Annotated in this window: 20 protein-coding genes; 8 read left to right on the forward strand and 12 right to left on the reverse strand. The window is 45.4% G+C overall.

Translation table 11 applies throughout. The features are described from left to right. Nucleotides 1-9: 9 nt before the first annotated feature. From ACVBDU_RS18130 to ACVBDU_RS18155, 6 genes are all read left to right on the forward strand, one after another. Entirely contained in the window at nt 10-525 is a 516-nt protein-coding gene (locus ACVBDU_RS18130; protein WP_447181142.1) for an LptE family protein, read from the forward strand. Between the two features lie 57 nt (nt 526-582). Further along, entirely contained in the window at nt 583-1,476 is an 894-nt protein-coding gene (locus ACVBDU_RS18135) for a DUF8458 domain-containing protein (RefSeq protein WP_447181143.1), read from the forward strand. Between the two features lie 86 nt (nt 1,477-1,562). Then, on the forward strand, nt 1,563-1,919 hold the full coding sequence (secG, locus tag ACVBDU_RS18140) for a preprotein translocase subunit SecG (RefSeq protein ID WP_447181144.1): 357 nt from the start codon (nt 1,563-1,565) through the stop codon (nt 1,917-1,919). A gap of 168 nt (nt 1,920-2,087) precedes the next feature. After that, the gene (locus ACVBDU_RS18145) at nt 2,088-2,366 is read left to right on the forward strand and encodes a co-chaperone GroES (protein ID WP_447181145.1); all 279 of its coding nucleotides are present in this window, start codon (nt 2,088-2,090) and stop codon (nt 2,364-2,366) included. A 63-nt stretch (nt 2,367-2,429) separates the two neighbouring features. After that, nucleotides 2,430-4,058: a chaperonin GroEL gene (groL, locus tag ACVBDU_RS18150; protein WP_447181146.1), complete on the forward strand. Its 1,629-nt coding sequence runs from the start codon at nt 2,430-2,432 to the stop codon at nt 4,056-4,058. Nucleotides 4,059-4,206: 148 nt separating this feature from the next. Next, a complete protein-coding gene (locus ACVBDU_RS18155) occupies nt 4,207-5,490 on the forward strand; it encodes a hypothetical protein (protein ID WP_447181147.1) in 1,284 nt (427 codons plus the stop codon). A gap of 3 nt (nt 5,491-5,493) precedes the next feature. Here the strand turns inward: ACVBDU_RS18155 and ACVBDU_RS18160 are convergent, their stop codons facing one another. From ACVBDU_RS18160 to ACVBDU_RS18200, 9 genes are all read right to left on the reverse strand, one after another. Next, the gene (locus ACVBDU_RS18160; RefSeq protein WP_447181148.1) at nt 5,494-5,862 is read right to left on the reverse strand and encodes a cupin domain-containing protein; all 369 of its coding nucleotides are present in this window, start codon (nt 5,860-5,862) and stop codon (nt 5,494-5,496) included. An 85-nt stretch (nt 5,863-5,947) separates the two neighbouring features. Next, entirely contained in the window at nt 5,948-8,527 is a 2,580-nt protein-coding gene (locus ACVBDU_RS18165) for a heavy metal translocating P-type ATPase (RefSeq protein ID WP_447181149.1), read from the reverse strand. 160 nt (nt 8,528-8,687) lie between these two features. Beyond that, complete coding sequence (locus tag ACVBDU_RS18170; RefSeq protein ID WP_447181150.1) at nt 8,688-9,251, reverse strand: AraC family transcriptional regulator; 564 nt, start codon at nt 9,249-9,251, stop codon at nt 8,688-8,690. Between the two features lie 109 nt (nt 9,252-9,360). Continuing rightward, entirely contained in the window at nt 9,361-9,924 is a 564-nt protein-coding gene (locus ACVBDU_RS18175) for a DUF3347 domain-containing protein (RefSeq protein ID WP_447181151.1), read from the reverse strand. Nucleotides 9,925-9,952: 28 nt separating this feature from the next. After that, nucleotides 9,953-11,734, reverse strand: a complete 1,782-nt coding sequence (locus ACVBDU_RS18180) for an efflux RND transporter periplasmic adaptor subunit (RefSeq protein ID WP_447181152.1) — start codon at nt 11,732-11,734, stop codon at nt 9,953-9,955. 67 nt (nt 11,735-11,801) lie between these two features. Continuing rightward, a complete protein-coding gene (locus ACVBDU_RS18185; protein ID WP_447181153.1) occupies nt 11,802-13,034 on the reverse strand; it encodes a TolC family protein in 1,233 nt (410 codons plus the stop codon). Between the two features lie 2 nt (nt 13,035-13,036). After that, nucleotides 13,037-16,873: an efflux RND transporter permease subunit gene (locus ACVBDU_RS18190; RefSeq protein WP_447181154.1), complete on the reverse strand. Its 3,837-nt coding sequence runs from the start codon at nt 16,871-16,873 to the stop codon at nt 13,037-13,039. Between the two features lie 114 nt (nt 16,874-16,987). Beyond that, entirely contained in the window at nt 16,988-17,353 is a 366-nt protein-coding gene (locus ACVBDU_RS18195; RefSeq protein WP_447181208.1) for an HYC_CC_PP family protein, read from the reverse strand. Then, entirely contained in the window at nt 17,238-17,729 is a 492-nt protein-coding gene (locus ACVBDU_RS18200) for a hypothetical protein (protein WP_447181209.1), read from the reverse strand. Before ACVBDU_RS18200 ends, ACVBDU_RS18195 begins: the two co-directional genes overlap by 116 nt. Before the next feature lie 161 nt (nt 17,730-17,890). On the opposite strand from ACVBDU_RS18200, the gene ACVBDU_RS18205 reads away from it, so the two are divergent. Then, complete coding sequence (locus ACVBDU_RS18205) at nt 17,891-18,346, forward strand: XrtF-associated fRMsr-like GAF protein (RefSeq protein WP_447181155.1); 456 nt, start codon at nt 17,891-17,893, stop codon at nt 18,344-18,346. Nucleotides 18,347-18,440: 94 nt separating this feature from the next. On the opposite strand, the gene ACVBDU_RS18210 is transcribed toward ACVBDU_RS18205, so the two are convergent. After that, entirely contained in the window at nt 18,441-18,932 is a 492-nt protein-coding gene (locus tag ACVBDU_RS18210) for a YkgJ family cysteine cluster protein (RefSeq protein WP_447181156.1), read from the reverse strand. A gap of 133 nt (nt 18,933-19,065) precedes the next feature. On the opposite strand from ACVBDU_RS18210, the gene ACVBDU_RS18215 reads away from it, so the two are divergent. Continuing rightward, on the forward strand, nt 19,066-19,818 hold the full coding sequence (locus tag ACVBDU_RS18215; RefSeq protein WP_447181157.1) for a class I SAM-dependent methyltransferase: 753 nt from the start codon (nt 19,066-19,068) through the stop codon (nt 19,816-19,818). A 192-nt stretch (nt 19,819-20,010) separates the two neighbouring features. Here the strand turns inward: ACVBDU_RS18215 and ACVBDU_RS18220 are convergent, their stop codons facing one another. Together ACVBDU_RS18220 and ACVBDU_RS18225 are read right to left on the reverse strand one after the other, a co-directional pair. Then, nucleotides 20,011-22,254: a GH92 family glycosyl hydrolase gene (locus ACVBDU_RS18220; protein WP_447181158.1), complete on the reverse strand. Its 2,244-nt coding sequence runs from the start codon at nt 22,252-22,254 to the stop codon at nt 20,011-20,013. Nucleotides 22,255-22,284: 30 nt separating this feature from the next. Further along, nucleotides 22,285-24,606, reverse strand: a complete 2,322-nt coding sequence (locus ACVBDU_RS18225; RefSeq protein ID WP_447181159.1) for a glycoside hydrolase family 20 protein — start codon at nt 24,604-24,606, stop codon at nt 22,285-22,287. Nucleotides 24,607-24,654 lie beyond the last annotated feature (48 nt).

The raw sequence follows: 24,654 nt of genomic DNA on the forward strand, positions 1-24,654 counted from the left end.
AGAAACCCTATGAGAATACCAAACCCTGTTAAAGCAGGATATATTTTTGCTTTCCTCGCTTTAATAACCGTACAAAGCTGCGGTATCTATAATTTCACCGGAGGTGATGTCGGTAGTGCACAAACCTTCCAGGTTAACAGTTTCCGGAACGAAGCCCCACTGGTGGAACCCGGACTGGACAGGGACTTTACCCTTGCCCTGCAGGACCTTATAATGAACCAGACCAGCCTGGATCTCGTGCCTTCCGGCGGTGACCTGCTCTACGAAGGCGAGATCACCGAATACCGTGTTGCCCCTATGACCGCTACGGCTCAGCAAACTGCTGCCCAAAACAGGCTGACCATAGGTGTACGGGTACGATTTACCAATAACACCAAGGAAGACGCTGATTTCGAAAGGACATTTTCTTTCTTTTACGATTTCGGAGCCAACGAACAGCTGAATGCAGTACAAAGTGCCGCGCACCAGGAAATCTTTGAAAGGATAACCCAGGATATATTTAATGCTTCTCTTGCCGATTGGTAAGAAAAAAATAAGATCGTTATTTATCAAATTTCGAAAACAGAGTGTTTACCACGTTTTATGACCATTTCAAATTTCATACATCTCTTGAAAAATCCGGAAAATATCCGCCTGGGAGAAACTACATCCCTGGAACAGGTCATTGAGCAATATCCTTTTTTCCAGTCTGCCAGGGCACTGCACCTGAAAGGACTGAAAAACCTCAACAGTTTCAAATATAACGACACCTTAAAAAAAACGGCCGCTTTTACCACGGACAGAACTGTTCTGTTCGACCTGATCACTTCCAGCGAATTCACACAAAATCGTATTGCGCAAACCATAGCCGGGAATCACCCGGATATAGCAGACATAGAAGTAAACGCACAAGAGATACGCATAGAAGACCGGAAGCTGATAGAGCAAACCCATATAGGCAGTGAAAAGGAAGCCGAACAAATCCTGGACCCTTCCGTTTTTATGCCTGTAGAAAAAGAACAGCTCTCCGAAGAAGAGCAACAACTCCAACTAGGAGAACCCCTTGAATTCAACCGGAATGAAAAACACTCTTTTGCCGAATGGCTAAAACTCTCTTCCGTACAGCCTATAAAAAGAGAAGGGAGAGCAGGCGACACCCCCCTTGAGGGGGGGCAGAAGGGTGTCCCGAAAGAAAAAGATGTTTCCGATAAAAGCAGGAAGTTCAGGCTTATCGACAAGTTTATAAAGACCAATCCGAAAATAGTCCCAAAAGCAGCCGACCGCAACAAAGAAGCACCCGTGGTAAACCTCGCGAAAGGCACACAAACGGAAAAGGCCGAGCTTATGACCGAAACCCTGGCCAAAATATACCTGGAACAAAAAAGATATAAAAATGCAATTCAGGCCTACAAAATATTAAGTTTGAAATATCCGGAAAAAAGTGGTTTCTTTGCAGACCAAATCAGAGCCATAAAAAAATTACAGCAAAACAACTGATTGGTTTCCTGATAGCTGAACACCGGATAAAACAGTTCCGGGAACCGAAAGAACCAAATACATATTAATAAATTATAACATCAACAATGGGTACGTTTTCAATTTTTCTAGTGCTGATTATCATAGTGTCACTTTTATTGATCCTGGTTATCATGGTACAGAATCCGAAAGGCGGTGGACTTTCTTCGTCTTTTGGTGGCGCAGGCGGCCAGGTAGTAGGTGGTGTTAAAAAGACAGGGGACTTTCTGGACAAAAGCACCTGGACCCTGGCTACAATCCTCATCGCCCTTATATTGCTTTCCAACCTGACACTCAAGAGCGGAAACTCTTCTTCTCAGGAATCCAGGTTACTGGACGGACAAAGAACAGAAAGGGAAACCACCGCACCACAACAAACAGAGACTCCGGCACCTGTAACAGACACTACCGGAACAGAGCAGTAATCTGCTAAAAACATACAACGAAAAATGCCAGCTTGTCAGAGGTTGGCATTTTTGTTTACAAAATTGTCAGTTTACCTCCCTTTTTAGCTAATACGATCACGTTGGCATAATTTCTGTCTGATTCTGCATAGTTCAAAAAATTAATCTAAATCCTATAAAAATAATAAGATGGCTAAAGTAAACATTAAACCACTTGCAGACAGAGTTCTGGTAGAACCTGTTGCCGCAGAAACAACAACCGCTTCAGGAATCATTATCCCCGATTCTGCAAAAGAAAAACCACAAAAAGGTATTGTTGTTGCAGTTGGTCCCGGCACTAAGGACGAACCGTTAACTGTAAAAGTCGGTGATACTGTTCTTTACGGAAAATATTCGGGTACGGAACTCAAACTTGAGGGCACCGATTACCTGATGATGCGCGAAAGTGACATCCTTGCTATTGTATAGCTCCCCTTTCTATTTAATTAACCCTATTAACTTAAAAGACATTAAATTCAAAACCAAAAACACATGGCAAAAGACATAAAATTCGATATTGAAGCCCGTGACGGATTAAAGCGCGGAGTGGATGCACTGGCAAATGCAGTAAAAGTGACTTTAGGGCCAAAAGGTAGAAATGTTATTATCAGCAAATCTTTTGGTGCCCCTACCGTTACCAAAGACGGTGTTACCGTGGCCAAAGAAATAGAACTGGAAAACGCCCTCGAAAATATGGGTGCCCAGATGGTGAAAGAAGTTGCTTCCAAAACCAACGACCTCGCCGGAGACGGAACAACTACCGCAACTGTTCTTGCGCAAGCCATCGTAAAAGAAGGCCTGAAAAACGTAGCCGCGGGAGCAAATCCTATGGACCTTAAAAGAGGTATAGACAAGGCCGTTGAAGTACTGGTTGCTGACCTTGCCAAACAAACCAAAGAAGTAGGTGACACTTCCGAAAAGATCAAGCAGGTTGCCGCTATCTCTGCCAATAATGACGAAACCATCGGTGAACTCATCGCAATGGCATTCAACAAAGTAGGAAAAGAAGGTGTTATCACCGTAGAAGAATCCAAAGGAACAGATACGTATGTAGATGTTGTAGAAGGAATGCAGTTCGACAGAGGATATCTTTCCGCATATTTTGTGACCGACTCCGAAAAAATGGTTGCAGAACTGGAGAACCCGTATATCCTTCTTTACGATAAGAAGATCTCCAACATGAAAGATCTGCTTTCCGTACTTGAACCCGTAGCACAACAAGGAAGACCCCTGTTGATCATTGCCGAAGACGTAGACGGTGAAGCTCTTGCCACCCTGGTTGTAAACAAACTGAGAGGTTCTCTGAAAATAGCTGCTGTAAAGGCTCCCGGATTCGGTGACCGAAGAAAAGCCATGCTCGAGGATATCGCTATCCTTACCGGTGGTACCGTAATTTCCGAAGAAAGAGGATTTACCCTGGAAAATGCTACTATCGATATGCTCGGATCTGCAGAAAAAGTAGCTATAGACAAAGACAATACTACTGTAGTAAACGGTGCCGGCGAAGCAGAAGCCATCAAGGGACGTGTTAACCAGATCAAGGCGCAAATAGAAACCACAACTTCCGACTACGACAGGGAAAAACTTCAGGAACGCCTTGCCAAACTGGCAGGTGGTGTAGCCGTACTTTATGTAGGTGCCGCTTCCGAAGTGGAAATGAAAGAGAAAAAAGACCGCGTAGACGATGCCCTGCACGCTACAAGAGCTGCCGTTGAAGAAGGTATTGTTGCCGGTGGTGGTGTTGCCCTTGTAAGAGCAAAAGCCGTTCTGGACAAGGTAGAGCCCGCCAACGCAGACGAAGAGACCGGGGTTCAGATCGTAGCCCGTGCTATCGAATCTCCGTTGCGTACTATCGTAGAAAACGCCGGTGGAGAAGGTTCTGTAGTAGTTTCCAAAGTACTGGAAGGCAAAGACAGCTTCGGTTATGATGCCAAGTCCGAAACTTATGTAGACATGTTCAAGGCAGGTATTATCGATCCTAAGAAGGTGACACGTATTGCCCTGGAAAATGCCGCATCCGTTGCCGGAATGATCCTTACTACGGAATGTGCTCTTACAGACATTAAAGAAGATGCTCCCGCAACTCCCCCAATGGGAGGCGGAATGCCCGGAATGATGTAATTTCTCTCTCAGAGAAAGAGAATTCTATAATTTTAAAAAGTCCGGGGTCTATTCTAAAAACCTCGGACTTTTTTGTTAATGTTTTTTTAATCCGTTTTCGTTTTTCAAAAAAAATATATTATTTAGTTGTCCATCCATCCATTAAATTATGACAACTAATACACTACAAGCCGTCCGCTGGAACGCGGCTCAAAAAGTATTGTTCCGGTTTATCTTTCTTTATACCTTATTCTATATCTTTCCGTTTCCTGTTAATTATATTCCTTACGGGCAATATCTCTCCAATTTGGTTGGTCAGTTCTGGCAATGGTTATCGCTATGGACGGCTGATCACATATTTCACATTACAGAAGAACCGCCATTAAACGGAAGAGGCAGCGGAGATATAACTTTAGCCTACCTACAGGTATTTGTCCAGCTTGTCATTGCAGCAGCAGGAACTATTATCTGGTCTGTGTCGGATAGAAAAAGAGAACATTACAGTAAATTATTCCGTTATCAGATTCTATTTCTACGATATTACACCGCATTTTTCTTACTGACATACGGTATTATAAAAATTATTCCGACACAATTTTCCAATTTGAGTTTGTTCGATCTCATAAAAACGTATGGTGACTCCTCCCCAATGGGGCTTATGTGGAATTTTATGGAGTACTCCGACACCTATACCAGGTTCTCCGGCATTGCAGAAGCCTTGGGAGGTGTTTTATTGCTTTTCAGACGAACAGAACGATTGGGAGCTCTTGTTGGTTTTGGTGTAATGCTCAATGTCTTTTTAATGAATATGAGTTATGATGTCCCGGTGAAGCTTCTGTCTTTCCATCTCATGTTTACCTCTGCCATTATTCTCAGTGCCCATATCAAAGCTTTTTTGAACTTCTTCCTGTTCAACAAGACCGCACCTCCAGAACAGATATTCCCGTATTCTTCGCGCAAAAAGGTTCGCATTGCCGGGTACATTTTCAAAGGAATCTTCATCCTTTATTTTGTTACTCCCCGAGTCATCAATACTCACGAATACTATACAAAACGCAGGGACAAAGCATCACTTCCGGCTCTCTATGGAATTTATGACGTGCAGGATTTTGTATATAACGGTGACACCATTGCGCCATTGCTTACCGATACACTCCGATGGAAACGAATGGTAATAGATCAATACAGCACTGGTACTGTGAGAATGGATGATAAGATTACCTACCTTCAAAATAATACGGACACTCTAAAACAAACCCTTACGCTAAAATCGTGGCAAGATACAACCAGGATACATTCCTTTACCTACAAAGTCCGGGACAGCATACTTTATATCAATGGCACTTACGGAAAGGATCGTATGGACATTACCCTGAAAAAAAAGGACCTCAACGATTTTCTCCTTCTCAACAGGGGCTTTCACTGGATCAACGAATATCCGTTTAACCGGTAAAGACTATTTATTCTTTTGTATGGCTTCCAGAAAATCCTCCCTCGCCGGGCTGAATACATCGATGAGCATACCGTCTTCCAAACACCCGGCCCCGTGAGGTACATCGGACGGGATAAAGAAACCATCGCCTGCTTTCAGTATCTTCTTTTTCCCGTCTATAATTATTTCGAATACTCCCGAAGCCACATAAGTCGCCTGGGAATGATAGTGATGATGTAGATAACCTACAGCTCCTTTTTCAAACTTCACCTTCACCATCATTACACGGTCGTCATACCCTACGAACTGTCGCTCTATACCTTTATCTACTTTTTCCCAGGGTGTTTCGGACGAGGTAAAGAACACTTCACTTTTATCTTCTGATGCCTTCATAGCCATTATATTTTTATCCATCTGTTTTCAAAACTAAGGAATAAACGGTGGAACGGGAGGCAACAGGTCCAAAAAAAGACTGTTTTCATCCGATTTTCGCATTCCGCAGGCGAAGTGAATTGGCAATGACAGAAACCGAACTTAAACTCATGGCCAGGGCGGCGATCATCGGGGAAAGCAGCAGTCCGAAAACCGGGTACAACACCCCGGCTGCCACCGGAATACCCAGCGTATTATAGGCCAGTGCAAAAAACAGGTTCTCTTTTATATTCCGCATCACCTTGTGACTCAGCATACGTGCCTTGGCTATACCATTCAAATCTCCTTTGACCAGGGTTATCTCCGCACTCTCTATCGCCACATCCGTTCCCGTTCCCATGGCGATACCTATGTCGGCCTGTGCCAGGGCCGGGGCATCGTTTATCCCGTCTCCCGCCATGGCTACCTTTTTACCTTCGCCCTGTAAACGCTTTACCTCGTTCTGCTTATCCTCCGGCAGCATCTGGGCTTTAAAACCGTCCAGTTTCAGGGTTTCACTGACGGCCCGGGCAGTATCTTCGTTATCTCCGGTAAGCATAATAACTTCCAGCCCCTCTTCCTGCAATTTTTTAATGGCATCCCTGCTGGTTTCCTTTATTTTATCTGAAATCACCACAAAGCCAAGAACCTTGTCGCCTTCGGACAGGTAGGATACGGTTTTTCCTTGTTGTTGTTCCGCTTTTACTTTTTTGTGTAAATCCGCCGGAATCTCCGCCTTTACCTGTTCCATCAGTTTTTTATTGCCAAGGGCTAATAAACTCCCTTTACCCTCTGACCCCGTTCGAGACCCACGGCCGTGGGTTTCCGTATGGTAGGCGATGACCCCTTTCCCGGTTACGGATTCAAAATCGGTTACCCGATTGGGCTCCACCCCTTTTTCTTCGGCATACCGCATGGTAGCCTGTGCCAGGGGATGTTCGCTATGGCTATTTAGGGATATTATTTTTTGCAGCAATTCCGTTTCGTCCGAATCTCCGGCGGCCACAACCTTTTCCACGGAAGGTTTTCCTTCGGTAACCGTTCCCGTTTTATCGATAATAACCACATCTATTTTATTCATGCGTTCCAGGGCTTCCGCGTTTTTGATCAATACGCCGGACTGGGCACCTTTGCCCACGCCTACCATTACGGACATCGGCGTGGCCAGTCCCAGGGCACACGGACAGGCTATAATAAGTACGGCTATGGCATTTACAAAAGCATATACATATGCCGGCTGCGGACCGAAAACGGCCCAGACAATACCTGTAATTACAGCAATCAATACAACAACAGGCACAAAATACCCGGAGATCTTGTCTGCCAGCTTTTGTATGGGCGCCCTCGACCTGCTAGCCGAATTTACCATTTCAATAATCTGCGAAAGCAGGGTTTCCGAACCTACTTTTTCCGCTTCCATAACAAAACTCCTGTTCCCGTTAATGGTTCCGGAGTTTACCCTATCCCCTGCTTTCTTATCTACCGGGATGGGTTCCCCGGATATCATGGATTCGTCAATAGCACTTTCTCCCTCTTTTACAACACCGTCCACAGGTATTTTCTCCCCGGGTTTCACCTTTAAAAGATCTCCTTCATTTACATCGTCCAGGCTCACCACCTTTTCTTTTCCGTCTACTATTTTAGTGGCATTATTAGGAGCCAGTTTCAACAATTCCTTTATGGCGGAATTGGTTTTTCCATGCGCCCTGGCTTCCAGCAGTTGTCCGAGCAATACCAGGGTCAGTATTACCGCGGCCGCTTCAAAATAGACATAAACCGTTCCGCCGTGCGATTTGAACTGCTCCGGAAATATTCCCGGGAACAACAAGGCCCCCACACTGAATAACCAGGCAACACCCGCACCGACACCAATAAGGGTAAACATATTCAGGTTCCAGCTTACGACCGACCTGTATGCTCTTTCGAAGAACATCCACGTAGCGTAGAATACCACGGGAAGGGACAATCCTAACTGGACCCAGTTCCAGTACTTCCAGGGCATTAGTTTTGCCAGCGGGTCTCCCGGTAACATCTCGGACATAGCGATCAAAAATATCGGGATGGTAAACGCGACCGCTACTTTAAACTTCCGAAGCAGTTTTTTATAGGTCTGGTCCTCTTCTTCCTCATCTGCCTCCATCGGCACCAGGTCCATACCGCATATCGGGCAGGAACCGGGCTCGTCCTTCACTACTTCGGGATGCATGGGGCAGGTATATTTTGTTTTTTTCCTCGCCAGAGACGGGGCTTCTACGATATCCATCCCACAAACAGGACAACTCCCCGGCTTATCGTAGGTTTTATCCCCCTCGCAATGCATCGGGCAATAATAAACCCCGCTGCCGGAAGTTTTTTTATCCGTTTTCTTATGATGTGATGCATGGTCGTCCTTTCCCGAACTGCAACAACTACAGCTTCCCTCTTTCTTGTCATGTCCGGCTGCCTGTATCCCGTAATGTCCTCCGTCATCCTCAAATGCCTGTTGCAGTTTTTCCAGCGGAACATGACGTTCCATTTCTACTTCGGCTTCGGCTTTTTGCAGATCTACAGTAGCCCCTGTAACACCTTCCACTTTCCGCAAAATACCCTCCACATGGTTTTTACACCCGGTGCAGGACATCCCGGTTATTTTATAAGCGTGTTTCATAATTCTCCTATTTTACCTGACAAAGTTCCGGTTTAAAGCATGAGGATGTGTTATACAATTTTGGAAAAGGATTGTATAATTTACGGACATTTCAAATAAATCGACCGGAATTAAGACCGATTGATACCGATAGCAACATTTTATTACATTCTTCCATTGATCATAATTCCTCCAACGGTTTTCGTTTTTGTTCTCCAAGCCGTTTAAAATGCGAAGGGGTAAGCCCCGTAACTTTCTTAAACTGCCTGCTGAGGTGAGCCACGCTGGAATAATGTAACTGAAACGCAATTTCACCCAGCGACAACTCGTCATAAACCAGGAGCTCTTTAACCCGTTCGATCTTCTGGGCAATAAAATATTTCTCAATGGTGGTTCCTTCTATCTGGGTAAACAAATTACTCAGGTACGTATAATCATGGAGCAATTCCCGGCTGAGATAGTCTGATAGGTTTGTTTTCGGATATTCCTTTTCCTGTCCGTGTACCAGTTCTATGATCCGGCTTTTTACTTTTTCTATAAGCCTGCTTTTCTTGTCATCGATAAGTGTAAAGCCATAGGGCTGTAAAACTTTTTCCACTTCCTCTTTATCCTTCCCCGAAATTTCCCCGGAAAATTCCACTTCTCCGAGTTCTACCGATAAAGGTTGTAATCCCAGCTTTTCCAGTTCCGCCCGTACAATCATTTTGCACCGGCTGCAGACCATATTTTTAATATGAAGTTTCATGGTTTTATAAGATACTAGATATTAGAAATGAGACGTGAGATTATAGCGATGTATCTCAACCATAAGTAAGTCGTCTCATTTCTAATATCCGGTATCTCAAATCTGTTTTCTAGTTAAGCCTCGCTTTTACCTCTCCGCATTTCAGCATTTTGTCCCCGAAATACGGGTTGCGTATTTCTTCTTCGGAAGACAGCCAGTGTGCTCCTTCAAAATCGAATGCCATGGGACAATATTGTTTATACACCGTACCCGAAGCTATCTGCCCGTCTATCACGGAAGTAAAGGCTTCCGAAAGTCCGTAAAAAGCCTTGCGTTGTTTTTCCACATCGTCCGTACCTTCGATTTCTTTGGCAAAATCAGTTACCTTTTCGGCATTCTCCACTTCCGAAAGGGCTTTTATCAGCATTCCGGCACCGTTCTTCGCTTCTTTGGCATCAGTATGTACCAAAGCGGTTTTTACATGGATGTAATGGCCATAAGCATTTCCTATTTTATCATTCTTAAAAGTAAGATTGCCAGCCATTTCCTTATGGTGCATATTCTCTTCATGCCCCGAATGATCTTCGTGTTTTTCCTCTACGGTCTTTACGGTTTCCTTTTTTTCCTGTTTGCAGGAATACATCCCTGTTACGGTAGCAAGGGCCAGCATTGCTATTACTAATCTGTTTTTCATTGGTATGTAATTTAACGTTATTTTGTTTTTATTTGATCTCACTTGTTACTTCCCCGCATTTCAGCATTTTATCCCCGAAATACGGATTGCGTATTTCTTTCGACAGACTTAACCAATCCGCTCCTTTATCCGAATCTGCCATAGGGCAGTGTTGTACGTATAAAGTTACGGAAAACGGCCCGAACATATTAGCCATCCGGATAATGTTGTCGGATAGCGGTTTAAAATACGTCCGCATTCCTTCTATATCCGCCGCTCCGATCATACGTTCCACATATCCGTTCATTTCCTTCTGAACGTCCATCCAATGTTCGTGCGATGTTCCCTTAAAAAGTGACATATCCACGGAGGCAATCGAGGACCGTACGGATTCCAGGGCCTGTTTTGTCGCTACCCGGTCTCCACCGACCAGCACGTCTTTAAGCACCAGGTATGCTTCTGTTACTTTTTCCAAAGCGGCTTTGGCTTCTTCGGAAATCTCCGTTTTTACCGGGACGTTCCGGGATTCCGTAGTGCCTGGGACAGCTATTTCGGAATTTCCGTGATGATGTCCGGCACTGTTATTTCCTCCTTCCGGATTCATCATGCTCGGTTTTCCGGCCAGTTGTGCTGCCGCGTCTACGGTAAAAGTACCGTTAACCACGATTTCATCGCCTTCCTGCAATCCCGATTTTACGGTATAGGCATTTCCGAGGGACGGTCCCAGGGTGACTTCACGCAGTTTAAACCCGGGCTTGTTCCCGGCTCCTTCCCTGGTGTAAACAACGGAACGCTCCCCGGTCCACAAAACCGCGGTCTTCGGTATGGTGATCTCTTCCCCAGATGCCGAACCGGGCATTACCCGTATTTCCCCGGAAGCAAACATTTCGGGTTTCAGTCTCCCGTCCTTATTGGACACCTCCACCCGGGCAGTAGCTACCCTGGTCTGTGCATTGATCAACGGGTCTATAAAAGAAATAACTCCTTCAAATGTCTCTCCGGGTAGAGAGGCTACGGTATACTTCACTTTACTTCCTTCCTTTATCCACACCATTTCGCTTTCATAAACATCGAAAAGCATCCATACCGCAGAAAGGTCGGCTATTTCATAAAGAGGTGTTCCCCGCTCCACATAGTCTCCGAGTTCTACTTTCTTTTCCGTAACAATACCGTTTACATCAGCCCCTATGGGAAAGCGCTGTATCGGGCTTTGGTTACTCAGTACCCTGTCTATCTGTGCCTCCCCTATCTTCCAGTTGCGCAGTTTCTGTTTTGCGGCTTCAAACAGTTCGGGCTGGGCATTCCGGATAGTGTAAGCCTGCAGCAATTCCTCCTGGGCGGTTACCAGGTCAGGCGAATATACAACGGCCAGGGACTGCCCTCTTCTTACACTTTCCCCGGTAAAGTTTATGGTAAGCTGTTCTATCCTTCCGGGTATATGTGTGGTTTGTGCATATACTTTACGCTCGTCCGGCACTACTTTTCCGTTCAGGCGGATTACCTTTTCCGTGGCCTGTCTTCCTACGGTCATCGTACGGATATTGGCCAGCTTCACCGCGTTTTCGCTCATTTCCACGACTGTGGGGTCCCCGCCGGAAGCATTGTCTTCCAATGGCACCAGGTCCATGCCGCATATCGGACATTTCCCGGGTTCGTTCTGCCTGATCTGGGGGTGCATCGAACAAGTCCATGTTTCGGCAACGCTACTTTCTTTTCCGTGCACATGATTATCCTTCGTTTCCCCGCTTCCGCCAAACACCAGCCAGCCCAGCAGGAAGCCGAAAAGAAGGATTCCTGCCATGATCCAGATATTTTTATTTTTTGTTTTCATCTGTTTATTTATTTCTGGGAGGGTCATATCCTCCCGTTTGAGCCGCACGACCGTGCGGCATTACAGGTTATCTTATTAATAAATAATCTTTTTTTGCCTGTGCTACAAAATGGTCTTTTTCAGCTGTGGTCTTTGCAGTCTGATATAACAATTTTTCCTGCTGCACCCGGAGTATCTCTTCAAAATCACTACCTGAATTACTGTAAGCCGATAACAGTAGTTTTATGACCTGCCCGGTACTTTCCAGTTGTTTATCGTACAATGTCATACGTTGCTCCGCCTTTTTCAAATCGTATTTTGCCATTTCATACCCTGCACGTAGCTGATTTTTCACCGCAACTTTCTGATATTTTGCAGATTCGGCCAGGAATTCCGCTTCCTTTACCTTTGCTTTATACTTCTTTCTGAAGATAGGCAAACTCACGGAAAGCATGGGCATAATGACATCCTGCCCGTTGTTCTGCGGGTTCATTTCCGTCTGTTTGCTGATTATGGAATAATCTATCCCGAGGCCCAGCATGGGCAATCCCTGTTTTACAGCAGCCCTTTTCTGCGCCCCGAACGAAGCGGTACGTTTGTCCAGTTGCAGCATTTTCGGATGTGCGGAAAACAGGCTGTCTGCTTCCGCATATTCTTCCTGCATATCATCTTCGCCGGAAGGAAGTGCTTCCGGAAATACCACTTCATTATCGTAACCGACATTCAGCAGGGCGTTAAAACGGTATTTTATGGCTTCCTTTTTATCCTTTAGCAGGGATATTTCTGTTTCTGTTTCGTTTCGTTTCATATCCACACGGACCACGTCTACCATTGCTGCCTTACCATTCCTGAATTTAGACAATGCCAGTTCCCTGAAAGTGTTCAGCACTTCCATATTTTCTTCCTGGAACCGGATAGTTTTTTCAAGTTCATACATTTCGGCATATACCGTTTTCACTTCCAGGAAAAGTTCTTCCCTGACATCCAGGTATTGCTGAAAGCCCGCTTCCGCCATCAGGGTTGCCGCATCTTCCTGTGCTTTCAACGTTCCGAACCACGGGAACATCTGCATCAATGAAAATTTGGCTTCCTGCCTGCCCAGGCGGGTCTCTATCATTTTTCCGAAAGCGCTCATCGTCAGTGTAGGGTCCGGCAGACTACTCACCTGCGGGGCCTTCTGCATGACCGCTTCAAATTCGGCATAGGAAGCCTTGATCTTCGGATTATTTTCCGCAGCCGTTTGCAGGTAATCTTCAAGGGACTGTGCTGTCACTTTTACGGACAGCAATACACAGCATAATATCAAGATCATCTTTCCCATCTCTATAAATTTTTAATGTTCGTTTCCGGTGTTTCTTTTTTCACCACGGTTTCCCTCCAGTATGCCTGTAATACGGGAACGACGAACATGGTCATTATCTGAATGAACATTCCCCCTACGGTAGGTATAGCCATAGGCACCATAATATCCGCCCCTTTCCCTGTAGAGGTCAGTACTGGTAACAAGGCAATAATGGTCACCGCCGTGGTCATCATGGCGGGACGCACCCGTTTCAGTCCGGCTTCGAGCACAGCTGCTCTTACTTCCGGGACAGTTTTCGGTTGTTTTTCTTCAAAGACCTGGTGAATGTAGGTCCCCATAATCACCCCGTCATCGGTAGCGATCCCGAACAAGGCTATAAAACCTACCCAGACCGCTACACTGAGGTTTATGGTGTGCATCTGGAACAGGTCGCGCATATTCACCCCGGCTATGGCAAAATCCATAAACCAACCCTGTCCGTAGAGCCAGAGCATGATAAAACCTCCCGCAAAGGCCACAAAGACCCCTGAAAAGTGAATGGTAGAAGCAATGACGGTACGGAATTGAAAGTACAACAGTAGAAAAATGAGCACAAGGCTCAGGGGGATTACGATAGCTAATCTCTTTACGGCACGTACCTGGTTTTCGTAATTCCCGGAAAACTTATAACTAACGCCTTTGGGAACCTGTAATTCCCCCGCCGCTATTTTTTCTTCAATAAACCGTCGGGCATCGTTCACTACATCCACCTCCGCATAGTTCTCTTTCTTATCAAAAAGCACATAACCGGTAAGGAAAGTTTCTTCACTTTTTATCATCTGGGGGCCACGGAGGTATTCCAGCTTCGTCAGTTCTCCCAGGGGAATTTGAGCCCCGGAAGGAGTCGGTACCAGTATCTTTTTTATCTTTTCCGGTGTGTCGCGAAGCTCTCTCGGATACCTTACCCTTACCGGGAAGCGTTCCCTTCCTTCTACCGTGGTGGTAACCTGCATGCCTCCTATGGCAGTCTCTATGACCTGCTGCAATTGTTCTACACTAAGTCCGTACCGTGCTATGGCGTTGCGGTCTATGTGCAATTGCAAATAGGGTTTCCCAACGATACGATCGGCAAAAACGGCTTCCTGTTTTACAGAAGGTACCTGTTTAAGAAGGTTTTCCAGTTGTATACCGAAATCCTGAATAATTTCCAGGTCCGGGCCGTATACCTTGATCCCCATAGGGGCCCGCATACCGGTTTGCAACATCACCAGGCGGGTTTCTATAGGTTGTAGTTTAGGCGCGGAAGTAACACCGGGAATCCTGGTAACCTTAACGATCTCATTCCAGATATCATCCGGAGATCTGACCGAGCTTCTCCAGTTCCGGAAAAATGATCCGTCACTGTCTTTTACCAGGTCTTTATCCGAAAAACCTCTTTCCAGCACCTCATCGTTGGTAAGGGTATCTCCCGACTTTAAGATAAACCTCCCTTCGCTATCCGTTTTATAGGCCTGTTGCCTTCCTTTTTCGTTTGTACTGTACTCCGGTTTGTAATTAATTATATTTTCATACATGGAAATTGGCGCAGGGTCCAGGGCGCTCTCTGCCCTACCCAGTTTTCCTACGGCCATATCCACTTCCGGTATCCGGGCAACGGCCATATCCAGTTGTTGTACCACACGCCTGTTCTCTTCTATTCCCGCATGGGGCATGGAAGTGGGCATCAGCAGAAAGCTACCTTCGTCCAGTGACGGCATAAACTCTTTCCCCGTTCCCGGAAAGGTGTGGGCCAGTCCGCTCCACACCGTTGTAGTACGGACATTCCACCCGATGTTATCCAGCCCGCGGGCCACAAAACCGAACATCTTCGGAAAGCCTATCCATATCATCAACCCTAAAAATATGGTGAATAAAGGAACCAACAGGAATTTACCTTTGTGTACCAGGCACCATTTTAAAACAGGCTCGTAATAACGTACCACTGCCAGTAATACAGTCAGAATTAATGCCAGCAGTACGATAACAAAAAGATAGTTGGTGACAAGACTGTTCTGGTGTCCCAGGGGTACCCATTCTTCCGCAAGGAAAAACAGGGTCACTGCCAGTACTATGAAAAGTGTGATCTCCGAAGAATACTTACCTAAAAAGCCGGGACTGCGATGTTCCAGCAGTTTTATAATTCCGATAACTACCAGTGCAAGCGGAAGCCACATCTTAAAGATAAGCGCGAGCAATATTCCTCCCGTTACCAGGGAAATATTCCATATCGTTGTCATTTTCTTTTTCCCCGATCCGGGTGAGAACACAAAATACGACAGGGTTGGCAGCACGATAATTCCCAGGACAAAGGAAGCTGCCAGGGCGAAGGTTTTGGTAAAAGCCAGCGGCCGGAACAGTTTACCTTCGGCATGTTCCATAAAAAATACCGGGAGGAAACTCACTACAGTTGTGGCCAATGCCGTAGTTATGGCCGGGGCTACCTCTATAGTTGCTTTATAAATGACCTCCAAAAGCGCCTTTCCTCTCGCTCCTTTGTTCTCTTTAAATTCCAGGTGCCGGATCATGTTCTCCACAAAAACGATCCCCACATCCACCATAACACCTATAGCTATGGCAATACCGGAAAGGGCAACTACATTGGCATCAACCCCTGCATAGCGCATCACCACAAAAGTCATCAGTACCGCTATCGGAAGCAGGCTTGAAATAAGTACCGAAGCCCTCAGGTTCAGCACCAGTACGATAACTACGATAATACTGATAAGTATTTCATGGGAAAGTGCTCTTTCCAGGGTGCCGATAGTCTCGTGAATAAGCTGTGTACGATCGTAAAAAGGTACAATAGTCAGTTGGCTTTCGGTGCCGTCGGCCAGTGTCTTTTTAGGCAGACCGGGAGCGATTTCGCTAATCCTGTCTTTTACATTATCAATAACTTCCAGCGGATTGGAACCATAACGGGCCACGACAACGCCTCCCACCACTTCGGCCCCTTCTTTATCCAGCAGGCCTCTCCGCGTGGCAGGGCCCAGGGTGACTTTTCCTATGTCCTTAATAAGTATAGGTTTGTTGGCATTGACAGCAACCACGGTCTCTTCCAGGTCCTCTACGGATTTGATATATCCCAGGCCGCGGATAAGGTATTCCACCTGGTTGACTTCTATCGTCTTGGCCCCTGTATCGCGGTTGGAATTCTTCACGGCCATCATGACCTGGTCTATCCCGATATTATAGGCCTTGAGGGCATCGGGATTGACATCTACCTGGTATTCCTGCACATAGCCACCGATAGAAGCTACCTCGGAAACCCCGGAGACAGCGTTCAGTCCGTATTTTACGTAGAAATCCTGTATGGTTCGCAGTTCATGAAGATCCCATCCCCCGGTAACATTGCCGTCCGGATCACGTCCTTCCAGGGTGTACCAGAATACCTGTCCCAGTCCCGTAGCATCGGGGCCAAGAGTTGGCTGTACATCTTCCGGAAGGAGATTGGCCGGCAGGGAATTCAATTTTTCCAGTATCCTGGAACGCGACCAGTAAAATTCCACATCTTCATCAAAGATGATGTATATACTGGAAAAACCGAACATGGAAGTACTCCGTACCGATTTAACTCCCGGAACTCCCAGCAAAGAAGTAGTAAGCGGGTAGGTGATCTGGTCTTCCACATCCTGTGGGGACCTGCCCTGCCAGTTGGTAAAAACAATCTGCTGGTTCTCTCCTATATCCGGAATGGCATCTACCGGAACGGGGTCTTTGGGTAAAAACCCGGTGTTCCAATCGAAAGGCGCGGTTACGAGCCCCCAGCCCGTAAAGAGAAGCAGTAAAAGAACCGTTACCAACCGGTTATGCAAAAAATAACGAATAATATTATTTAACATCGGATCTTGCTTTTAGTGATATAAAATAATCGGGGCAAAACCAGGATCATGGAGCGGACTAAGCATACCGCTTCCATGCGAGGATTTCGCCAATACGTATTACATCGCTAAAAACTAAATAAGGAAAGTATCGTTCAGGACCTGTATATCCCGTGAGACGAGTGGCGGAGAATAGTCCCGGAAAGGAACTACATTTTCTTCCAACCCTTCGAAAAGATTGAGGTAAGTATAGACAAAGGTTTTCAGGAATACCACCTGCTGGTGTAATTCCTTGTCCACAACTTTCTGAAGAGTGTCCTGTCCCTGGATCAATATTGTCTCGTCAGAACAACAGGAAGTTTTGGTAACAGTACACAGATATCCATCATCCTGCTTCACTTCCATTCCACAGCTGTCGGCACTGGAAAAAAGCGCTGTGTCCACCAGGAAACTGCCACAAAAGTGCTTTTCCACGGTAAAGGAGACTGTGGAAAGCAACACCAGGAAGGCGAGCAAAAAAGATGTTATTTTCAGAAAAAACTTTTTCATCAGGAACACAAAGGTAGAAAATATTTTGTTTTAACAATTTATTTTTGAAATTGTTAACATGCTTGTCTCGTTTCGGGCGGGACGCCCGTGCTAACTGTTTTTTAGGTTTCAGACCCAAAAATTTAAGTTTGGGACCTAAAATTCTGAGTATTAATATTAAATATTCAGGTCGGTTAATATCCTGTTTGGATAAAATAATGTCCCTTTGGAACAAAACAAAGATGTTTTTAGCGAAAAGGGTTGAAATTTTAACCGGAAAACCTAAAAATTTAGCTTTGGGATCTAAATTTTCGGATGTGAGGGCTAAAACTTTTATTATTTCTTCCAAAAATTTCTATTTTTCAGCTAAAAACATCCTTATTTTATCCTAACACATCTTCATTTCACCTAAAAGCGATATTTTTTGAGGAAGTTCCCGTATAAATGTCTTTAAAGGTTAGGCAGAAAATCTTCAAATATGAAGTAACTTTGCGGCAAAATCGTATTTCCATGACTTTTGATGAGCTAAGATCACAGGTAGAGATCATTTTACAACAGGACACCACTATAGATGCCCGCCTTTCCGGGATATGTGAACTCTTAAAGCAAAATATCCCCTATTATGACTGGGTGGGTTTTTATTTTAAGAATGGCGACAAAGATGAGTTAAAACTCCGCGCTTTTGCCGGAGAGCCTACAGATCATGTTATTATTCCTTTCGGAAAGGGGATATGCGGCCAGGTAGCGGTTTCTAACCAGAATTTTGTAGTCGCTGATGTAAAGGCTCAGGATAATTACATCGCGTGCAGCATTTATGTAAAGGCCGAGATCGTAATTCCGCTGTTTGTCAACGGTGAAAATATCGGGCAGATCGATATCGATTCGCATACGGCCGATCCGTTTACGGAAGAAGATGAACGATTCCTGGAATTTGTGAATGAAAGGGTTGCGGAAGTGCTTGGATAAGTACTCGTTTCTACTACGCTGAAACGAGCACCGGTAAGGGGGCAACTCAGCTCCAAAACAAACAACTAATCAACTAAAGGACTAAAACACTATTTCAAATCCCCCGTTTTTTCATTTCCTCAACAATATTGTAGGCTGCGGGGCAAATAGACGTGTTCTTTAAAGTGAGATTGGTGATCTGGTGGAATTTTTTCCGGTCGGTATGCGGGTACTCACGGCATGCTTTGGGACGTACATCATAAATAGAACAATAATTATCATGACCGAGAAAAGTGCAGGGAACGCTTTGTAATACGTAATCGTTGTCTTCATCGATACGAAGATAAGTGTCCGTAAACTGCTGTGGTTTCATTTTCAAATGTTTCGCTATGCGTTCTATATCGGCATTGGTAAACAGCGGGCCGGTGGTTTTACAGCAGTTCGCGCATTTCAGGCAATCGGTCCGTTCAAACTCGGCATTGTGCAGTTCCTGCATTACATAGTCCAGGTCCTTCGGCGGTTTCTTTTTGAGCCTGGCGAAGTATTTCTTGTTCTCCTTATGTTTATCTTTGGCGAGTTGTGGCAGCCGTTTCAGAAAATCGTCCATGATGCAAAATTAATGTTTCATATCGGGTTTTGGAATGCAAATGATTTTTTTTGGGAATTGCAATTACGAAGTAAGGGGCACTCGTTGCAAACGAGCACCAGTGATTTAATAAACATAGATTGTTTAACATCTTATGAAGGAGGAAAAACATAAAGCAGAAGGCCCGGATATTATCGGAACGGCCTTACGGGATTACCAGCAGGGAAATTACACGGAAGATATTATCACCGAGACTTCCATTTCGGAAGAAGACGAATTACCGCTTCCCTACCTGTTCCGTAATTATGAGGAAATGCCAAAAACAGAACAGAAGGCCCTTCAACTGGCATACGGAAAAGTCCTGGACATAGGATGTGGTGCGGGAAGTCATGCTTTATATCTCGAAAAAGAGAAAAAGCTTGATGTCACGGCCATAGACACCTCTCCGGGAGCAGCAGAAGTCTGTAAGTCAAGAGGGCTTAATCATGTTTTTGTTCAGGATATCATGCAGTATAACGGAGCAAAATTCGATACTGTACTCTTACTGATGAACGGGTTGGGTATATGCGGAAAACTGGCATACATCGATAACTTTCTATCGCACCTCAAAAACCTGCTGAACGAGGGCGGGCAGATATTGCTGGATTCCTCCGACATTATTTATATGTTCGACGAGGATGAAGACGGCGGACACTGGATACCCTCTTCCCCGGAATATTACGGTGAAGTTGAATTCCGCATGAAATATAAAGGTATGCAAAGCCCCGGATTCCCCTGGCTTTATGCCGATTATAATACGCTGCAAAATGCTGCCGTTTCCAACGGGTTAAACTGTGAACTCGTATTGCAGGGGGAACATTATGATTACCTGGCGAGGCTTTGTAACGCTTCTTTACCCGGGCAATAATATCTAATGGTCCGTCATATATCACTATGTGCGGAAACTAATTTTTTTTTAAATCCTTAAAATTTCAACGTTCCTGTCAATAGGTAATTTTTTTAGATCGAAACCATTCATATGATAAGAAAATTCGATTTTCTTTACAAAGGTGACTTCATATGATAAAAAAGCAGTCTTTTCTTATCTTTCTTTTCCTTTTTAATTGTCCCCCTGTAGCTGAAAGGAGACCTCTCCCGCACCGAGCAGTTCCCCATCGGAAATAAAATATCCCTTGTGCTCTTTTCCGTTAACCATTATTTTATCGATATATCTTCCTTCCCCGGGATTGTCGCTGGTAATGATCAATTTGTCCTTCGGATAGTAATCGGTATCCAGGTGAATGGTTACTTTGCTAAACCTGGGAGTAACAAAGGTATATACCGGGTTGGCCGGCGTTACCGGGTATATTCCCATCATGGCATAAATGGCCCAGGCCGACATGGTCCCCGTATCATCATTACCGGGAAGACCGTCGGGGGCATTTTTATAATACGTATCCAACAACTCGTGTACCCGTTTCTGCGCCTTCCATTCGCTTCCCTTTACATAGTTGTAAAGAAAAGGATATGCAATGTCGGGTTCATTGGCCATATCGTAGTGCCCTTCATCAAAAATATAGTCGAGCTGATTTACAAAGTTCTTATTTCCTCCTGTCAGTTTTATCAGTCCCTTTATATCATGTGGAGCCATAAATACATATTGCCAGGCATTGCCTTCTATAAAACCTATATTCTTTTCAAAGTTTGCCCCTTGCAGTGGGTCAAAAGGTTCGTACCAGCTTCCGTCCGCTGTCCGGGGACGAAGGACTTTCATCTTTTTGTCGAATAGCTTGCGGTAAGACAAGGACCGTTCATGAAACAATTTATAATCTTCTTTTTTACCCAACGCTTTGGCCAGTTGTGCCAGGGCGTAATCAGAAATATTGTATTCCTGTGTGGTAGAAACGGACCCGTCTACCGGGCTTTCGGTATTTACATAGCCATCGCGGATATAGTCGTCCAGACCAGGGCGCAGTGGATTATTTTCCGTAGTGGTTGCTCCCTTTTTCATCGCTTCATAGGCTTTTTCCACATTAAAACCGGTAAGTCCCCGCAGATAGGTATCTGCAAGAACTACAGAAGCCGGATCGCCTACCATCGTAAAGGTCTCCGTGGAGTTGAGCTCCCATTTGGGCAGCCAGCCGTTTTCGTCATACATATCGAGCATGCTTTTTACCATTTCCAACTGTTGGTCGGGATAAATAAGGCTCATAAACTGGTGATAATTGCGATAGGTATCCCAGAGAGAGAACACCGTAAAACGGCGTTTGTCAGTCTTCCCGATCTTTCCCGTAGCGATCTCCGGGTATTCCCCGTTGCTGTCATTAAATATGTTCGGATGGATGAGCGTATGGTACAAGGCCGTGTAAAAAATAGTTTTATCGTCTTCGGTCCCGCCTTCTACTTCTATCCTGGAAAGCTGTTCGTTCCAGGCATTCTTCGTTTTTTCGTAAACCACGTCAAATGAGAGTCCGCCTGCTTCTTTTTCCAGATTTTCCCTGGCATTGTCTATGCTCACGTAAGATACCCCTATCTGAACTTCTACCTGGGTCGGTTTTTTAAAATCGTACCGGAAATAGGCGCCTATACTGTCTCCCACCACCTCACGGGTAAAGCCTTTCATCATACGGGTTTTACCGTTGTAGGTCATCCATTCGGCTTCCACACCTTCGTAAGTAGCCGGCTTTTTCCAGATACCAAATTCTTCGGCAGGGATGGAAAACTTCGCCACAAAATATACCGGATAAGCATGTTCGGGACTATTATAACAAAAAGACCCCACGGTTCGCATTCCTTCTATTTCAGTAGGAGAAACCACTTTTACCATTGCTCCCTGCTCATTGGTCAACCCCAGGCCAAGATTGAGTAGTATATTGGACTTTCCCGCGGGAAATGAATAGCGGGTTACTCCAGTCCTTGTACTGGCCGTGGCTTCCGCACGAACATTATATTCAGACAAATTCACACTGTAATATCCCGCTTTGGCCACCTCATCGGTGTAGGTTGTTCCATATTTCAGGTGATCGGTTTCCAGATCTCCCGTGGTAGGCATAGTGATGATGACTCCCAGGTCCGGGCATCCTACACCACTTAGATTGACATGGGTAAACCCCGTGAGAAAACTATTTTCATGCACATAGGGGTTGGAAAGCCATCTGCTGTCTTTTTCCAGTACATTCTGCTTTCCGGCCACGTTAAAGGGTGATACACTGGCCATTCCCCTGGGAGCAATGGCCCCCGGATTGGTTGCCCCGAAATTGGAGGTGCCTATAAAAGGATTCACGTAATCCACAGGTTTCTCCTGGGCAGTCCCGGTGTAAAGGGACATTAAAAGGCTTACGGATAATATTTTCAGTGTTTTCATGGTGTTGTAATTGCGTTTGTTTTTGGGGTGTCACTCCACTACAATCTCATCGACAAAAAGCCAGGTGTTCCCACCGTTCGGGGTTTTTCCCAGGTTGGTTGCCTTTACTTTTATGTAACGCGCAGATTGTGGAGGAAAGGTCACCGGAAAATCCTTTAGATCAGCGTTACCGTTTTTGGCATAATCCCGTTGTATTTCATTTGCTTTTTTAAATTTTTTTCCGTCGTCAGAGAGCAATACCTCTACCCGGATCGGATAGTATATTCCCGCTCCCTGGTTTTCCATAGATCCGACGGTAACTTTTGTAAGTTCTGCAGCTTCTTCCAGGTCTATGACCACTTCCATATCATTACCTATCCAGGCCTGCCATTGCCCATCGTGAAAATCCTTACCACCGCGCAACACGTTGACCATATTGTATGTCCCCGATCCGGGATAGTTTTTGTTCCATTCGTTCGCATAGGTCACTTTTTTACCGACTGCCTTATGCCAGGTAAATGTTTTTTCAAAAACCTTACCCACCGGTTTATCATTTTCAAACCGGGAAGCCCTTACCGTTGTTGTTCCGGTAATTTCTATGGGGGTGGTATATTTTCCGGCGGAAGTGAGATTTTCTTCATTAAGCACGTAACGGATATCCGTCTCCGGAAATTCGGTTTTCAGGGCTATCGTCACTTTCTGGTCTTCGTCCACTCTGGCATCTACCATTATGGTATATGCACTTCTGGCATAATTGATCCCGAGTTCGTCATATCTCTTAAACATATGTTCCAGCCTGGATGTAAAGTCTTTCCAGCTCCGGTCTTCTTTCGGGCTCCACACGGTCTCCGCAAGGGCGGTCAGCCTCGGATAGATCATATATTCGGAATGTGAAGTTGAAGGAATATATTCGGACCACAGATTGGCCTGGCCACCCAGTACGTGCCTGGCCTGGTCTACACTCATGGAATCTACCACAGGGTCGAATTCATATACTTTACTCAGGGGAGTGTACGCGTTGAATGCCAGGGGTTCGGAATCCTGTGGGCCCTGGTAATAATCGAAATAGCAGTGAGACACCGGGGTCATCACCACATCGTGTCCCTGTTCGGATGCTTCCCATCCGCCTTGTATACCTCTCCAGCTCATCACGGTAGCCCCGGGTGCGAGTCCGCCTTCGAGTATTTCATCCCAACCGAGCATCACCCTACCTTTGGAACTGACAAATTTCTCGATGCGCTTCATAAAATAGCTTTGCAGTTCTTCCACACCTGCAAGCCCTTCTTCTTTTATCCGTTTCTGACAATGCGGACAGGTTTTCCAATTGGTTTTGGTTGCTTCGTCTCCACCTACATGAATATATTTGGAAGGAAATAGCTCCATCACTTCCGTCAGAACATTTTCGAGGAAGTCGAAAGTCGAGTCTTTTCCCGCGCAGTAGATATCGGTAATAGGCCACACGCCACCGGGAGGTACCATGATCGGTTCGCCTTTGCAGGACAATTCCGGATAAGCGGCTATGGCGCTCATGACGTGGGCCGGCATTTCTATCTCCGGCACGACTTCTATTCCTTTTTCTCTGGCATAAGCCACAATTTCCTTTATGTCCTCCCTGGTATAGAACCCGCCGTAAGTAGCTTTTTCAGAAGAATCGGGTGTGGGACGGGCATTCCAGTGCATGTCTTCTTTATCTACACGATAGGCCCCGACTTCGGTAAGCTTCGGGTATTTTTTTATTTCTATCCGCCATCCCTGGTCGTCCACGAGGTGGAAATGCAGCACATTCATTTTGTGGAGTGCCAGTCCGTCTATGACTTTCAACACATATTCTTTCGGGAAAAAGTGCCTGGAAACGTCGAGCATAAGGCCACGCCACGGAAATCTCGGGCTATCCTGAATGTCCACTGTGGGAACAGCCCAGGTCATATTATCCTGTAAAGCTGCGCTTTCTATTTCCACTGGCAGCAACTGCCGCAAACTTTCCAGGCCATACAGCAAACCGGAATACCCAGCAGCGGATATGGTTACCGCATTTTCGTTAATATGAAGTGCATAGGCTTCATCTTCCAGGTTTTCATCTTTTCGGAACGCTACATAATTCCCGGAAGGTGCGGAATTCACTATTTCCGGCTCCCATCCGGCTGCTTTGCGGAATTTTCCGGTCAGTATCTCTGCGATCTTCCGGTATTCTTCTCCGGTTACAAAAACGGTTTCCCTGTCAAACACAAAAGCTCCTTCCCGGAACTTCAGTTCTTTCGGTCGGGGGATTATGGAAATGTCACTTTCCTTAAAAGTTATTTTTTCCGGACGGTCACATCCGGAGAACAGTAAGGCCAAAGCCAGAATATAAGGATATATCGGGTTTACTTTCATTTTTCCTGAATTAGGTCCGGATTATAGAGATTTGAAGAAATACACTGA

It is taken from the genome of Sinomicrobium endophyticum (genome assembly GCF_052983315.1).